Source organism: Sinomonas soli (genome assembly GCF_054782415.1).
Genome location: NZ_BAAGSN010000005.1, coordinates 49,180 through 62,701 on the forward strand (window position 1 = coordinate 49,180; position 13,522 = coordinate 62,701).

Below are 13,522 nucleotides of genomic sequence, written 5' to 3' on the forward strand. Positions count from 1 at the left end.
CACAGAACTCCCACCCGGCTCCCAGAGAGCGCGCGCCCCTCACGGACGCCGGGCGAGGAGCGGCAGCACGTGGTCCGTCAGGAGCGGCGCGAGGTCCGCCTCGGGCTCTGCCGCGGGATCGATCCAGCGCAGTTCGGCGATCTCTGCGGCGGCGTGCACGGCTGCCGGATCGTACGTCCCGGGCGCGGTGAAGACGGTCGCCTCGATGTCCCACCCGGCCTCGTTCGCCGCCCGCGCGATCCAGACGCCCAGCGGCTCGAGCGACTCGGGGCCGACGACGATCCCCACCTCCTCCTCGAGCTCGCGGCTCGCGGCGTGGGCCGCGGACTCCCCGGGCTCGGGCTTCCCGCCCGGGTGCATGAAGCGGTCGGTGCCGCGCTTGCGGACCGTGAGGAGGCGGCCGTCGCGCGCGAAGACGCAGACGGCGGAGACGACGATGCGGGCTTCCACGGTCCGGGGCTCCTAGGCGTAGTCGTCGGCGGTCGCCGAGGCCTCGGCGAACTGGGTGGTGTAGAGCTCGGCGTACCGGCCGCCCGCTGCGAGGAGCTCGGCATGGGTGCCCCGCTCCACGATCTGGCCGTCCTCGACCACGAGGATCTGGTCCGCGGCGCGGATCGTGGAGAGCCGGTGCGCGATCACGACGGCGGTGCGCCCCTCGAGCGCCTCCCCGAGGGCTGCCTGCACGGCCGCCTCGTTGGTCGAGTCGAGGGCCGCGGTGGCCTCGTCGAGGATCACCACCCGCGGGGCGGCCAGGAGCAGGCGCGCGATGGTGAGCCGCTGCCGCTCGCCGCCGGAGAGCCGGTACCCCCGCTCCCCCACGATCGTGCCGAGGCCGTCCGGGAGCGAGCGCACCATGTCCTCGAGCCGCGAGCGCCGCAGCACGTCCCAGAGCTCCTCCTCGGTGGCCCCGGGCCGGGCGAGGCGCAGGTTGGCGGCGATGCTCTCGTGGAACAGGTGGCCGTCCTGGGTGACCATGCCGACGGTGCCCCGCATCGAGTCGAAGGTCGTGTCCCGCACGTCGACGCCGCCGATCCGCACCGCGCCCGACTCCACGTCGTAGAGGCGCGAGAGCAGCTGCGCGACGGTGGACTTGCCCGCCCCGGAGGAGCCCACGAGCGCGAGGGTCTGGCCCGGGTCTACCCGGAAGGAGACGCCGTGGAGCACCTCTTCGCCGCCGCGGGTGTCCAGCACCGCGACCTCCTCGAGCGAGGCGAGCGAGACCTTGTCGGCGCTCGGGTAGCCGAAGCGGACGTCGTCGAACTCGACCGAGACGGGACCGGCCGGCAGGGGCCGGGCATCGGGCTTCTCGCGGATGAGCGGCGTCAGGTCGAGGACCTCGAAGACCCGCTCGAAGCTCACGAGCGCGCTCATGATCTCCACCCGGGCGCTGGAGAGGTTGGTGATCGGCGCATAGAGGCGGGTCAGGAGCAGGGCGAGCACCACGACGTCGCCCGGTGCGAGCTGTCCCGCGATCGCGAGCCAGCCGCCCACCCCGTAGACGAGCGCGAGGGCGAGCGAGGAGACGAGGGTCAGCGCGGTGATGAACGTGAAGGAGAGCATCGAGGAGCGGATGCCGATGTCCCGCACCCGCCGGGCGCGCAGCGCGAACTCGCGCGACTCCTCGTCGGGGCGCCCGAAGAGCTTGATGAGGGTCGCGCCCGGAGCCGAGAACCGCTCGGTCATCTGGGTGCTCATGGTGGCGTTGTGCCCGGCCGCCTCGCGGCGCAGGTCCGCGACACGCGCTCCCATCCGCCGGGCCGGGATGAGGAAGATCGGCAGGAGGACCAGCGCCAGGACAGTCACGAGCCAGGACTTCTGGGCCATCACGGCCACCGTCAGTACCAGCGCGACGGCGTTGCTCACCACGCCCGAGAGCGTGCCGGCGAAGGCCGCCTGGGCGCCGATCACGTCGTTGTTCAGGCGGCTCACGAGGGCGCCAGTGCGGGTGCGGGTGAAGAACGCGATGGGCATCGTCTGGACGTGGTCGAACACGGCGCGGCGCAGGTCCAGGATGACGCCCTCCCCGATCGTGGCCGAGAGCCAGCGGGTCAGGAGCCCGAACCCCGCGTCGGCGAGCGCCACGGCGGCGATGAGCACCGCGAGCCAGACCACGGTGGAGACCGAGGAGTGGTTGACGATCGCGTCGACGACCTGGCCGGCGAGCACGGGGGTGGCGACGGCGGTCACCGCCGCGACGATGGAGGTCAGGACGAAGGCGACGAGGCGGCCGCGGTGGGGTGCCGCGAACGTGAGCACCCGCCGCAGAGTCTCCCTGCTGAACGGGTTCCGGCCCTCGGTGGCGCGGGAGATCTGGTGCAGCGAACTCCACGCCGCGGTCTGCATGCTCATGGGATTCTCCTGAGAACGTGAAAGGCCCGCCGACTCGCGATTGGGGGGTGCGCGAGCCGGCGGGCTTGATTCAGCATAAGCCAGGCCGTCCAGCACGTAAAATCGACACGCACAGGCGATGCGTGGGCGGGGACCGCCCCGCCGCTCGCCGCATGACAGGGGGGGTACATGCCGGTATCAGCGTTGGTGTTCCGGGACTGGCTGCAGGAGCTGGCCCCGGGGAACACCGCGGCGGACATCTGCCGCCGGGCCGGCCTCAAGCGCAGCACACTCGCACAGCAGCTCGTGCGGGGCAAGGTCGCGGAGACGACCGTCGTCGCCGTCGCCCGCGCGTACGGGGAGAACCCGGTGCTCGGCCTCGCCCGGTTTGCCCCCTACGGGGACCTCGCGTCGAGCACCGCCACCCCCACCGACGCCGAACTGCTGAGCCAGGTCTCCACGGCCCGGCTGCTCGAGGAACTGCTCGTGCGCGGCGGCGAGCTCCCCGCCGTGCCGCCGGCGTCGCATCCCGGTCCCGCACGGGCCGAGAGCGAGTGCTCCTCGTGCGAGCCCGACGTCCGCCAGTGGGTGGACGCGATCGACGACGGCGACCTCCGCCAGCGCGTCAGCGAGGCCAGCGGCATCGCACCGCAGAACCTCTCGGCGCAGCTGCGCGCCAACCGCCTCAGCCCCGAGCTCGCGGTGAGCACCGCGCGGGAGGCCGGAGTGGGCCTGCGCAACGGACTCGTGATCACGGGACTGGTCACCGCGACCGAGGCGGGCTGGCCGGTCGAGGCCTGGGAGCAGGCAGTCGGCCGCCTGCCCGACGCCGAGCTCGCCTTCATGGCCGCGGAGCGGCTCGCCGCCCTCGGCCGTGCCCTGCGCCGGACGACCACGGACGCCCGCGCCGTGCGCCGCGTCTGGGAGCACCTCGGATGACGGCCCTTGCCTGGGTGACGTTCGCCCTCGCCGTGGTCCTCGCCCTCGTGCGCCTCCCCTCGGTGCTGCGGGGCGAGAACCGCCTCATGATGGCCCTGTTCGCCCTCCTGGCGCTCGCGGTCCTGCTCAGCATCGGGGCTCCGTACCTCGCCATCGACGCGGCCCTCGGCGGCATCAACCTCGCGAACCTGCTGCTCAGGTTCCTCATCTACGCCATTGCCCTCCTCCTGGCGGTCCGGATCTCCCGCGCGTTCTCGGCCCGTGGCGCGCAGCACGCGCTGCTCGGGCCGTGGGGCCTCTCCGCCCTCGCCCTCGTCGGGGCGGGCACGGTGGTCTCGTTCCTCCTCATGGGGCTCCTCCCCTCGAGCGTCGGCCTGCGGGCCGGGGACGACCAGACGTGGTTCGACGTCTACGGCGAGCTGGGCCGGGTCTACCCGGGGTTCACGGGAGTCATCCTGCTCCCCAGCCTGCTGCGGGCGTTCCGGCGCTCCGCCCTCGTCCCGCTCCGGGCGGCCGCCGGCCTGCTGGCCGCCGGCTACATCGTGCTCGCCCTGACCATCCTCTTCCCCCTCATGCCGGACGGCTGGCTCCCCCTCCAGCAGGCCATGAACTACAGCTCGATCCTGTTCCTCCTCACCGGCCTCGGCACCATCTGGATCGCGGGCGGAATCGCCAGACGACGCGCCGGTGCGTAAAAAATCCACTCATAGGAGGAACCCGGTTCACATTTTCATTAGTCCGTGCCACAATGATGAATGTGTGAACACGACCTGTCAGGGGGACAGGGTTTGTTCTTCATTGGGGGGATGAGTGGCGGCGGCCTTCGGGCCGCCACCACTCAGTCTTTTTAAGCCCCGAGACCAGCGTTCAGGCCCTCCGCAGCCGCAGGGTGACCAGCTGGAAGGGCCGCAGGGTGAGGGGCATCACCCCGCCGCCGACCCCCCTCGGCCTGCCGGCCCCGAGCGGCCGCTCGAGCAGGTCAACGGCCTCGATGCCGGCACAGTCGAAGCCCGCACGCACCGTCGCCGACGCCCGCGCCCCGAACGCCTCGTAGAGCCGCACCACCACATCGCCCGTCCCGTCCTCGGCCAGCTTGACGGCCTCCACCACGACCCCGGGGTGGTCGACCGCCACGAGCGGGACGACGTCGCGCCCGCCGCGCACGGCGCGCGGTGGGAGGTTCGCGTCGTAGCCCGACCGAACGGCCTCGGCGATCCCGGCGTTCGGCGTCACCGTGACGGTGAAGCTGTGGACCCCGGCGTCCGCGCCGGGATCGGGGAAGAGCGGCGACCGCAGCAGCGAGAGCCGGACGGTCGTCGTCGTGCCCCCGTCCTCGCGGACCGCGCGGGTGATGTCGTGGCCGTAGGCGGTGCAGTTCGCGATCGCCACCCCATAGCCGGGCTCGGCCACATGGACCCAGCGGTGGGCGCACACCTCGAAGCGCGCCGCGTCCCAGGACGTGTTGACGGGAACGGGCCGGAAGACGTGCCCGAACTGGGTCTCGGCGGCGCTGCGGTCGGCACGCAGGTCGAGCCCGAAGCCAAGCTTGAGCAGTTTCTGGCGCTCGTGCCAGTCCACCTCGGTCTCGATCCGGAGGCCCGCCGCGCCGGGGGCGAGCACGAGCCGCTGGAGCACCGTCGAGGAGCCGAAGGCCCGGCGGACCTCCAGCGCGGCCTCCCCCGGCGCGCCGTCCACCGGGGCCACCGAGGCAGCCTCGTCGAGGCGCTCGACGGTGTGCCGGTAGAACTCGTCGACGTCCCACGCGTCCCACTCGTTGGGGGTGTCGCGATGGAGCTCGAGGAGGTTGCCCGCCGCCCCGGGCGCGACCGCGTCCCGGCCGCTCGCAGCGTCCACGAGCGAGACGAGGAGGCCGTGCGCGTCCACCTCCGCCCGGACGGTGCCGTTGTCGAGCACCCAGCCGCCGCCCGCCGTCGTGCGCAGCACCGCGGTGGCCGCCGGCCCGGCCGCGCTGGCTGCCCTGACGATGCCGCCGCCGAGCGCCGGCACGCCGGCCCGGGCGTGGGGGGCCGCGTTGAGCAGGATCTCGTTCTCGCCGGGCCCCACGAGGGCCGCGGCGGCGTCGGCGATGAGGGCCTCGAGGCCGCGCTCGACCGCGGCGTAGTTCCGCTCCGCATCCCGGTGGACCCAGGCGATCGCCGTACCGGGGAGGATGTCGTGGAACTGCTGCAGGAGCACGAGCCGCCACAGGCGGCGCAGCTCCCCGGCGGGGTAGTCGGCCCCGGCGTGGACCGCGGCCGTGGCGCACCACAGCTCCGCCTCGCGCAGCAGGTGCTCGCTGCGCCGGTTCCCGGCCTTGGTGCGCGCCTGGGCCGTGTAGGTGCCGCGGTGCTTCTCGAGGTACATCTCCCCCGTCCACACCGGCGGGTGCACGTACTCGGCCTCCGCCTCGACGAAGAACGCGGCCGGGGTCCCCACGGTCACCCTCGGCGAGCCCTCGAGGTCTTCGTACCGCCGGGCCGCCGCCATCATCTCGCGCGTGGGGCCGCCGCCGCCGTCGCCGAAGCCGAAGGGCACGAGGGACATCCCGGCGCGGCCGTGCTCCCGGAAGGTGCGCTCGGCGTGGGCGAGCTCGCCGGCGCGCAGCTCGGCGGAGTACGTGTCCGCGGGCGGGAAGTGCGTGAACACCCTCGAGCCGTCGATCCCCTCCCACAGGAAGGTGTGGTGCGGGAACCTGTTGACCTGGTTCCAGGAGATCTTCTGCGTCAGGAACCACCGGCTCCCGGCCGCCCGGACAATCTGCGGAAGCGCCGCCGAGTACCCGAACGAGTCCGGGAGCCACGCCTCCTGGCAGTCCACCCCGAACTCCTCGAGGAAGAACCTCTTGCCCTCCACGAACTGCCGGGCCATCGCCTCCCCGCCGGGCATGTTGGTGTCCGACTCGACCCACATGCCGCCCACCGGCACGAAGCGTCCGTCCGCGACCTTCTCCTTGATCCGCTCGAAGAGCTGTGGGTACCCGTCGCGGATCCACGCGAGCTGCTGGGCGGACGAGCACGCGAACGTCAGGTCGGGGTCCTGGTCCATGAGGGCGACCACATTGGCGAACGTCCGCGCGCACTTGCGCTGCGTCTCACGGACCGGCCACAGCCAGGCCGAGTCGATGTGAGCGTGCCCCGTGGCGACGATCCGGTGGGCGCTGGACTCGGCGGGAGCGGCGAGCACCCCGGCGAGGGCAGCGCGGCCCGCGGCAGCCGTCCCGCCGACGTCGTACGGGTCCACGGAGTCGGCCATGCGCTCGAGGGCCCGGAGGATGAGGTGGCGCCGCGGCCGGTCGTCCGGCAGCTCGCGCATGAGTCCCCAGAGTGCCTGCACGTCCTGCACGAGTTCCCAGACGGCGATGTCCCGCTCCGCGAGCAGGATCGGGCCGAGGCGGTAGAGGGGCGCCGGCCCGGCGGTGGCACGCTCCCCGAGCCCGGTGGGCTGAAACGTCCAGCCTTGGGCGACGTCGGGGTTGGCGGCCGCCTCGACGTAGAAGTCGACGTCGGGGCCGCCGCCCAGCGCGGCCAGCGGAACGTACTGGTTGCGCGGGTTGAGCGCCTTGACGATCTCGCCGCCGGGCAGCCACGCCAGGCCCTCACACTGGAACCCCGGCAGCTCGTCCGTGTAGCCCAGGTCCACGAGCACCTCGACGTCCGCCCCCCCGTGGCCCCAGCCCTCGGGCACGCGCCCGGTGAGGTGCAGCCACAGGGTGGACCAGGCCGGTCCCCAGGGATCCCCCGGTCCGGTCGGCCGGAAGTCCTGGGCGAGGGCGTGCTCGAGCGCGACGGGCTCCCCCGGGGCATCCCACCTCTCGGCGGCGAGGGGCACGGTGTTCCGGTAGACGGCAGGCGTGAGCCGCTCGCGGAGGAAGCGGTAGATCCGGGCTTCGGTGATCAGCCGATCGTCATGCACGGAATGTCCAATCAGTTGATTAATCCTGGCCCCACGCTACTCCATGCCCCCCGGCGAGTGGAACGCCCCTCCCCCCTCTGCGTTTCGGGTACGCTTCTCGTCGCAGTTTTCGTGCTCCGGGTACAGGGCGGGGCGCGGGACGCGCGTCCTCGGGGCCCACCCGCTGGCACGACCAGAGCCATCGCATCCACGAAATGGACAGCCTTGGACCGAGGACGCTGTACCCGGAATGGCCAAAGGGCGACGAGATGCGTACCCGAAACGGGAGGGGGTCAGGCGGAGAGCCGCTCGTGGCCCGCGTAGACGTTGAACCCGGAGCCTCGGCTGAAGCCGACGAGGGTCACCCCCGCGTCCTCCGCGAGCTCGACGGCGAGCGTGGACGGCGCGCTCACCGCGGCGAGCACGGGGATCCCGGCCATGGCGGCCTTCTGCACGAGCTCGAACGAGGCTCGGCCGGACACCTGCAGGACCGTGCCCGACAGGGGAAGGCGGCCCTCGCGCAGCGCCCATCCGACCACCTTGTCCACGGCATTGTGCCGCCCCACGTCCTCGCGGAGGCACTCGAGCTCGGCACGGGTGCCGCCGTCGTGCACCGAGAAGAGCCCGGCCGCATGGACGCCGCCGGTCTTCTCGAACAGGGCCTGCGCCTCGCGCAGGCGCTCGGGCAGCCCGGCGAGGAGCTCGGGAAGGACGGCCACGGTGTCCTGGGCGGGGCTGTGGCGCGAGGTGCGCCGGACCGACTCGATGGAGTCCGTGCCGCAGATCCCGCAGGCACTCGAGGTCACCACGTTCCGTCCGAGGTCCGGGACCGCGACGCCGGGGCGCAGCTGGGCGTCGACCACGTTGAAGGTCTGGCGCCCCTCCTCGTCCTCGCCGGCGCAGAAGCGCTCCGACACCAGCTGGTCCGCCTCCCAGATGACGCCCTCGGAGACGAGGAAGCCGGCGACGAGGTCGAAGTCGTCGCCCGGCGTGCGCATCGTGACGCTGTAGGTGAGCGTCCCGGCCGGGCCGGTGAGGCGGATCTCGAGGGGCTCCTCGACGGCGAGCACGTCCTCCTTGTGCCGGACCGGGTACTCGCTGCCCAGCACGTACTTGTGCACCTTGCGGCGCTGGCTCAGCCGGCCCACGGCGCCCTCCTCACATCGTTCGAGGCATGTGCCCCAGCTCCATTGTCCCGCCTGCTCCGCGGCGTCCGCGTCCCGGCGCCGTCCGAAGGGGCCGCCCGTGGCCCTTCGGCTCCTCAGGCGTCGAGCGCGCTCCAGTCCACCGGGTCCTTGGAGGCCACCGGGCGCCGCTTCGGCCTCGCCTTCTGCGCGGACGGTGCGGACGACGGCGTGGGGGCGCCGAGCGGGCGTCCCCACGGGAGCGGCAGGCACGGCACGGGGGCGGCGAGCTCGAGACCGTGGGGCGGGACCACCATGAACCCGTCGGCGCGGGCGAGACCGCGCAGCATGCCGGATCCAACCCCAGAGGCGGGCGACGCCATGCCGTACATGCGGCGGAAGGGGATCACCCGCGTGCGCCTGAGCTCCGGCTCGAAGGCCTCGCCCGAGGGGAGGTCCGTGGGCTCCACCGGTTCCCGGCCCGACAGTGCGGCGAGCAGCGGCTCCCCCACGGTCGCGAGCCCCACCACAGCGGCCAGAGGGTTCCCGGGCAGCCCGAGGAAGAAGCGCCCGTCGGGCAGCTCCGCAAGCACGGTGGGGTGTCCGGGGCGCATCGCGATCCCGTCGACCAGGAGGCGGCCGCCCATCGCCGCGACGATGTCCCGGAAGTGGTCGGACCCGCCCTTTCCGGTTCCCCCCGTCGTGACCACGACGTCCGCCGCGCTCGGCTCCGCGCCCGCCGTGCCGCCGTCGGACGCGTCCGGCCCGCGGCCGGGACGGTCGGCGAGGGCTGCCGCCCACTCGGCGGCGTCGTCGCCGATCTTCTCGTGGGCGATGAGGATGCCGCCGTAGGCCTCGATGAGCGGCGGGAGGAGGTAGCTGAAGACGTCGCGGACGAGGCCAGGGCCGGGCAGCCCGCTCTCGACGACCTCGCCGCCGGTCCGCACGAGCTTCACCAGGGGCCGGCCCGTGACCCGGAGAGCGTCGTGGCCGGCCAGCGCCGCGAGCGCCAGCTGGGCCGGGCCGAGCGCTGCCCCGTCCTTCAGGAGGGTCTCCCCCTCGCGGGCCTCCTCGCCCGCCGGGCGCAGGTCCGCGCCGCCCCCCGGGGCGCCGGGCGGCGCGGCGGCGGAGAGCCGCAGGTGGGGCAGGCCGTCCTCGTCAGGGGCCACTTCACCGTACTCGCGTCGGAGGACGGCGCGGGCCCCCGGAGGGAGCGCCCCGCCGGTGACGATGGGAACGGCCTGGTGGGCGGTGAGCGGTTCGCCGGGCTCCGCCATGATCCAGGGCCCGGTGCCGCACACGGCCCAGCCATCCATCGCAGAAGAGGTGTAGTGCGGCATGTCGCGCAGCGCTGCGAGCCGTCCGGCGAGGGTGCGGCCACGGGCCTGGGCCAGGGGCACCTCCGCAGGAGGGAGCGGGCTGGCCGCCGAGGAGGCGACGGCCCGGGCCTCGGACCAGGTGAGGTGCAGTGCGTGCTGGGTGCCGGCCGCGTCCGGGCCGGGGGTCATCCCTCGGTCCCGGCCGACCTGCGCGACTTCACGGCCTCGAGGGCCTCGGCCACCGCGCTCTGCATGGCTTCACGGGGTTCCGCCCGCCCGCTCCCCGCGGCGAGGCCCGCGGCGTAGGCGGCGAGGAAGGTGGTGAGGGGGGCCGCCGGGCGCACCACCGAGTGGGCCGCGACGCCGGCGAGGCCGAGGACCGCGTCGATGTCGACGTCCAGGTCCCCGAGCCCGAGCTCCTGGGCGAGCTCCGCGCACCACGCGCGCAGCAGTGCGTCCTTCTCTGGATCACTCATGGGCTTCCTCCTGCCGTGGCGCTCGGCCCGGCACGTCCGGGCCCTCGATGCCCCAGCGCCGCGCGGCGTCCCAGGTGTCGACGTCGGCCGAGGAACCCGGCGGCAGCCGCAGGGGCAGCAGGGCCAGCCTAGCAACGAGGTGCTTCATCGGACGGTTGGCGAGGGCGCCGTCGCGGGCCAGCGCGTCGAGGACGGAGGCCAGGGGCGCCCGGCGGAACAGGGAGAGCAGCGGCTGGGCGCGGCCGCCGTCGTCCTCACCGAGGATCCCGTCGCAGTCCGGGTCCGCGGCCGCGGCCCCGAGCAGGGCCGCGACGGCGGCATCGGCGCGCGGCAGGTCGGCCGCCATCACCGCGACCCAGCCCGGTGCCTCCCCGGGCCCGCCGGGCAGCGCGGCGAGGCCCGCGGCGAGGGCCGCAACAGGACCTGCGTACAGCGGTTCCTCGCGCGTGAACACCACGGCCGCCGGCCCCTCGGGACTGTGAGGGCCCGTGGGCGCGGGGGGTCCGCCCGGCTGTCCGGGCCTAGGGCCCACGACGGCGACCGAGCGCGCCCCGGCGACGGCGCCGAGAGCGCGCTCGAGAAGGGTGACGCCGCGGTAGGCCAGCTGAGGTTTGGGGTATCCGCCGAGGCGTGAGGCGCGACCGCCCGCGAGGACGACCGCGTCGTAGCCGGGCACGGGCCGGGCTGACTCCCGGGCGGGGTGCTGGGGCGTCAGGCTGCCGACTCCGGGGCAAGGAAGGGGCCCCATTGCGCGACCGGCTTCTCCAGTTCCTTGATCTGCCAGACGACGCCGACGGGCTCGGACGGCGTGAAGCGCAGCTTCCAGCCCATCTCCGCGGGCGTGTGGTCGCCCTTGACGTTGTTGCACCGCAGGCAGCACGCCACGAGGTTCTCCCAGGATTCGGCGCCTCCGCGGGAGCGCGGGAGCACGTGGTCCACCGTGTGGGCCGCGTTGCCGCAGTAGGCGCACGCATGGGCGTCCCGCCGGAGCACACCGCGTCTGCTGACCGCGGTCACATGGGTGCGCCGTGGCCTGATGTACCGATGGAGCAGGATCACCGACGGGCGCCCGAGCACATCGCGCGGTCCGACGACTGGCTCGCCGTCTTCCGCCACGACGCTCGCCTTTCCGGCGAGCACCAGCACGAGCGCACGGCGGAAGGTGACCACCGCGAGCGGTTCGTATCCAGCATTGAGAACGAGTGTGCGCATGCGCATTCCTCACGGCCGTACCCGGTCAGGGGCACAGGGCCGGCTGCCCTGTGCATAGCCGGGCTGACTCTCCAAGAGTACTGAACTGCCGCTCCATTCAACGAACGCGGGGCCCGTCGGCACCGACGTGCCCGCAAAGCTTCACCCGCCGGACACCTCCGGGAGCGACCTCCTCCGGGGTGAGGCCGGGCCCCTGAGGGCCCCTGGATCCGCGAGGGGCCTGCGCCCCCAGAGACACCACGACGGCGCCCCCTCCCGTGCAGGAGGGGGCGCCGTCGAGGGAGTTCCGGGATCGGCTGGCTCAGCCGCCGACGCGGATGAAGACCGGGCCGGAGCCGACGTTGACGCTGAACAGCGCGGTGGTGCCGCCGTTCCAGCCGCCGTGCACGGCCATGCCGTTGCCGACGTAGACCGCGATGTGGGCCATGCCCATGCCGCCGTCGGCGTAGTAGGCGAGGTCACCCGGCTGCGCCTCCGCGGCGCTCACCGTGCGGCCGAGCGACAGGTAGCCAGCCGGCCAGCCGTGGTAGTGGATGCCCACGGCAGCCAGCGAGTTGGTGGCGAGCATGGTGCAGTCCTGCGCCACACCGAGCTGTGCGTACGCGGCGGCGGCGATCGCGGCGCCCATGCCCGAGGAGGCGGCGGGCTTGGCGGCGGGGGCGTCCACGGCGGTGGAGGCTGCGGCCTGGACCTTCGCGGGGGCGGCGGCGACCTGGGTCTCGGTGCTCGCCTGCGCCACCGGCGCAGCGGGGGCGGCGGCCGGAGCCGGAGCCTGGACGACCGGGGCGGCGACAGACTCGACGGCCGGGCGCTCGAAGCTCACGTTGGCGTTGGCCTCGGCGGAGATGGGGGCCTGGACGGCGTTGGCGACGTCGAGCGCGGCCGGGGCGGAGGCCTCGCGCTGCGAGGGGGCCTCTGCGGCGTTGGCCGCGACGCCGCCGGTCAGCACGAGACCGCCGGCCGCGGCGATGACTGCGGCCTGGCGGCCGACGCCGCCTGCGTTCTCGGTGACGGCCTTCGCGATGACGGCCAGCGAGGAGGTGTTGTCCGCGCGGTGGCGGGCAATGCCTGCACGAGTGGTCATATCAGGGGGTTCTCTCTCTGTTTTCGTGTCCTTCAGGGCAGCAGGGGGTCAGCCCAGAAGGCGGGGCGCCATGGTCACGGTCCATCGCGCCGCCCAGAATGCGGATTGGTCTCAGTTGAGGGTGTAGAAGACGGACGAGCCGGTAGCGTTCACCGCATGGAGCAGCGTGCCCTGTGAAGGGTTGAGAGCGCTGATCATCATCCCGTTGCCCACGTAGATGCCCACGTGAGCGCCGCCGTTCTGGACCACCAGGTCACCGGGGGCGGGCGTCGCCGTCTGGTGCATGATGGACCAGGCCTGGACGCGGGGGATGCTGATGCCAGCCTGAGCGTAGACCCACTGAGTGAAGCCCGAGCAGTCCCAGCCGGCCGGGGTGGTGCCGCCCCACACGTAGGGGTGGCCGATGCCGGTGTAGGCGATGCCTGCCAGAGTCGAGCCGAGAGCGCTGGCCGCGGCCGCGAGGCGCGGCGCAGACGACTGGACGCTGAGGCTGCCTTCGGAGGCCGGGGAGGCGGCGGGCGCAGTGGACTGCGCCGCCTGCTCGACTGCCGTCTCGACGGTCGGCGCCGCCACCGAGTGGACGGCGGGGCGCTCGAAGGAGACCTGGGCTTCATTGGACGCGACGACGCTCGGCGCGGAGGCGCTGGCCACGTCGGAGAGTGCGGAGGCCTCGCGGGAGGTCTCTGCTGCCTGAGCGGGGAGCCCGGCGCTGATGATCAGCCCCGAAGCCGCCGCAATGACGGCCGCTTGGCGGCCGATGGTGCCGGCGTTGCCGGAAACCGCGTGCGCAACAGCCTCAAGCGGGCTCGTGCGAACCGGTAGGGCGCGATGGCGCGCAGTCAACGTGCGAGTCGACACAGTTGTAGCCTCTCCCAATGCCTACGAGGTGAGCTGTCGGGTTCGGATGGAAAGTATCCGGCCTCCTGGCGGAGCCAGGCTGCTTAACCCCAAGGCCTTCCAGACAGCAGAAGGCCGAAAGTGGTTCCCCCGCCTCTGCCAGACGGAATGTGCGAACGGCTCCGGGAAGTGGCAGAGCTCGGCGTTCTTCCCGGATGTTCCAACTTGGTAGGAGCTGGAACAGGAACGACCTTACCCGAGGCCGCTCGAAATGTCACATTCGGATCACAGCCAGAAAACAGGTCATCACGA

12 protein-coding genes and 1 riboswitch are annotated in these 13,522 nt (G+C 73.2%); of the genes, 2 read left to right on the plus strand and 10 right to left on the minus strand.

Annotation, left to right across the window (positions count from 1 at the left end):
• Window positions 1-39 precede the first annotated feature (39 nt).
• Together ACYVKZ_RS05200 and ACYVKZ_RS05205 are read right to left on the minus strand one after the other, a co-directional pair.
• The gene (locus ACYVKZ_RS05200; protein ID WP_460991006.1) at window positions 40-450 is read right to left on the minus strand and encodes an NUDIX hydrolase; all 411 of its coding nucleotides are present in this window, start codon (window positions 448-450) and stop codon (window positions 40-42) included.
• 12 nt (window positions 451-462) lie between these two features.
• Window positions 463-2,349, minus strand: coding sequence for an ABC transporter ATP-binding protein (locus tag ACYVKZ_RS05205; protein WP_460991007.1), 1,887 nt, complete (start codon window positions 2,347-2,349; stop codon window positions 463-465).
• 168 nt (window positions 2,350-2,517) lie between these two features.
• Here ACYVKZ_RS05205 and ACYVKZ_RS05210 point away from each other — a divergent pair, with 168 nt between their 5' ends.
• Both ACYVKZ_RS05210 and ACYVKZ_RS05215 read left to right on the plus strand, forming a co-directional pair.
• Complete coding sequence (locus tag ACYVKZ_RS05210; protein WP_460991008.1) at window positions 2,518-3,267, plus strand: hypothetical protein; 750 nt, start codon at window positions 2,518-2,520, stop codon at window positions 3,265-3,267.
• Window positions 3,264-3,962 carry a hypothetical protein gene (locus tag ACYVKZ_RS05215; protein WP_460991009.1) on the plus strand — a complete coding sequence of 233 codons (699 nt, stop codon included), beginning with the start codon at window positions 3,264-3,266 and terminating at the stop codon, window positions 3,960-3,962. Before ACYVKZ_RS05210 ends, ACYVKZ_RS05215 begins: the two co-directional genes overlap by 4 nt.
• Before the next feature lie 172 nt (window positions 3,963-4,134).
• On the opposite strand, the gene ACYVKZ_RS05220 is transcribed toward ACYVKZ_RS05215, so the two are convergent.
• From ACYVKZ_RS05220 to ACYVKZ_RS05255, 8 genes are all read right to left on the minus strand, one after another.
• Window positions 4,135-7,179, minus strand: coding sequence for an alpha-mannosidase (locus ACYVKZ_RS05220; RefSeq protein ID WP_460991010.1), 3,045 nt, complete (start codon window positions 7,177-7,179; stop codon window positions 4,135-4,137).
• A 272-nt stretch (window positions 7,180-7,451) separates the two neighbouring features.
• The gene (fdhD, locus tag ACYVKZ_RS05225; protein ID WP_460991011.1) at window positions 7,452-8,306 is read right to left on the minus strand and encodes a formate dehydrogenase accessory sulfurtransferase FdhD; all 855 of its coding nucleotides are present in this window, start codon (window positions 8,304-8,306) and stop codon (window positions 7,452-7,454) included.
• 113 nt (window positions 8,307-8,419) lie between these two features.
• Window positions 8,420-9,790: a molybdopterin-binding protein gene (locus ACYVKZ_RS05230; RefSeq protein ID WP_460991012.1), complete on the minus strand. Its 1,371-nt coding sequence runs from the start codon at window positions 9,788-9,790 to the stop codon at window positions 8,420-8,422.
• Window positions 9,787-10,077 (minus strand): DUF6457 domain-containing protein, encoded by a 291-nt coding sequence (locus ACYVKZ_RS05235; RefSeq protein WP_460991013.1) that lies wholly within the window; start codon window positions 10,075-10,077, stop codon window positions 9,787-9,789. Before ACYVKZ_RS05235 ends, ACYVKZ_RS05230 begins: the two co-directional genes overlap by 4 nt.
• On the minus strand, window positions 10,070-10,753 hold the full coding sequence (gene mobA, locus ACYVKZ_RS05240) for a molybdenum cofactor guanylyltransferase (RefSeq protein ID WP_460991014.1): 684 nt from the start codon (window positions 10,751-10,753) through the stop codon (window positions 10,070-10,072). Before mobA ends, ACYVKZ_RS05235 begins: the two co-directional genes overlap by 8 nt.
• A 35-nt stretch (window positions 10,754-10,788) precedes the next feature.
• Window positions 10,789-11,289, minus strand: coding sequence for an HNH endonuclease (locus tag ACYVKZ_RS05245; protein ID WP_460991015.1), 501 nt, complete (start codon window positions 11,287-11,289; stop codon window positions 10,789-10,791).
• A 301-nt stretch (window positions 11,290-11,590) separates the two neighbouring features.
• Window positions 11,591-12,373 (minus strand): NlpC/P60 family protein, encoded by a 783-nt coding sequence (locus ACYVKZ_RS05250; protein WP_460991016.1) that lies wholly within the window; start codon window positions 12,371-12,373, stop codon window positions 11,591-11,593.
• A 111-nt stretch (window positions 12,374-12,484) separates the two neighbouring features.
• Window positions 12,485-13,216 (minus strand): C40 family peptidase, encoded by a 732-nt coding sequence (locus ACYVKZ_RS05255; protein WP_460991017.1) that lies wholly within the window; start codon window positions 13,214-13,216, stop codon window positions 12,485-12,487.
• 19 nt (window positions 13,217-13,235) lie between these two features.
• Window positions 13,236-13,402, minus strand: a riboswitch (cyclic di-AMP (ydaO/yuaA leader).
• Window positions 13,403-13,522 lie beyond the last annotated feature (120 nt).

Coding starts and splice junctions, on each gene's coding strand:
- ACYVKZ_RS05210 (WP_460991008.1), top strand. CDS start 2,518: ATGCCGGTATCAGCGTTGGTGTTCCGGGACTGGCTGCAGGAGCTGGCC.
- ACYVKZ_RS05245 (WP_460991015.1), bottom strand. CDS start 11,289: ATGCGCACACTCGTTCTCAATGCTGGATACGAACCGCTCGCGGTGGTC.
- ACYVKZ_RS05250 (WP_460991016.1), bottom strand. CDS start 12,373: ATGACCACTCGTGCAGGCATTGCCCGCCACCGCGCGGACAACACCTCC.
- ACYVKZ_RS05215 (WP_460991009.1), top strand. CDS start 3,264: ATGACGGCCCTTGCCTGGGTGACGTTCGCCCTCGCCGTGGTCCTCGCC.
- ACYVKZ_RS05235 (WP_460991013.1), bottom strand. CDS start 10,077: ATGAGTGATCCAGAGAAGGACGCACTGCTGCGCGCGTGGTGCGCGGAG.
- ACYVKZ_RS05230 (WP_460991012.1), bottom strand. CDS start 9,790: ATGACCCCCGGCCCGGACGCGGCCGGCACCCAGCACGCACTGCACCTC.
- ACYVKZ_RS05205 (WP_460991007.1), bottom strand. CDS start 2,349: ATGAGCATGCAGACCGCGGCGTGGAGTTCGCTGCACCAGATCTCCCGC.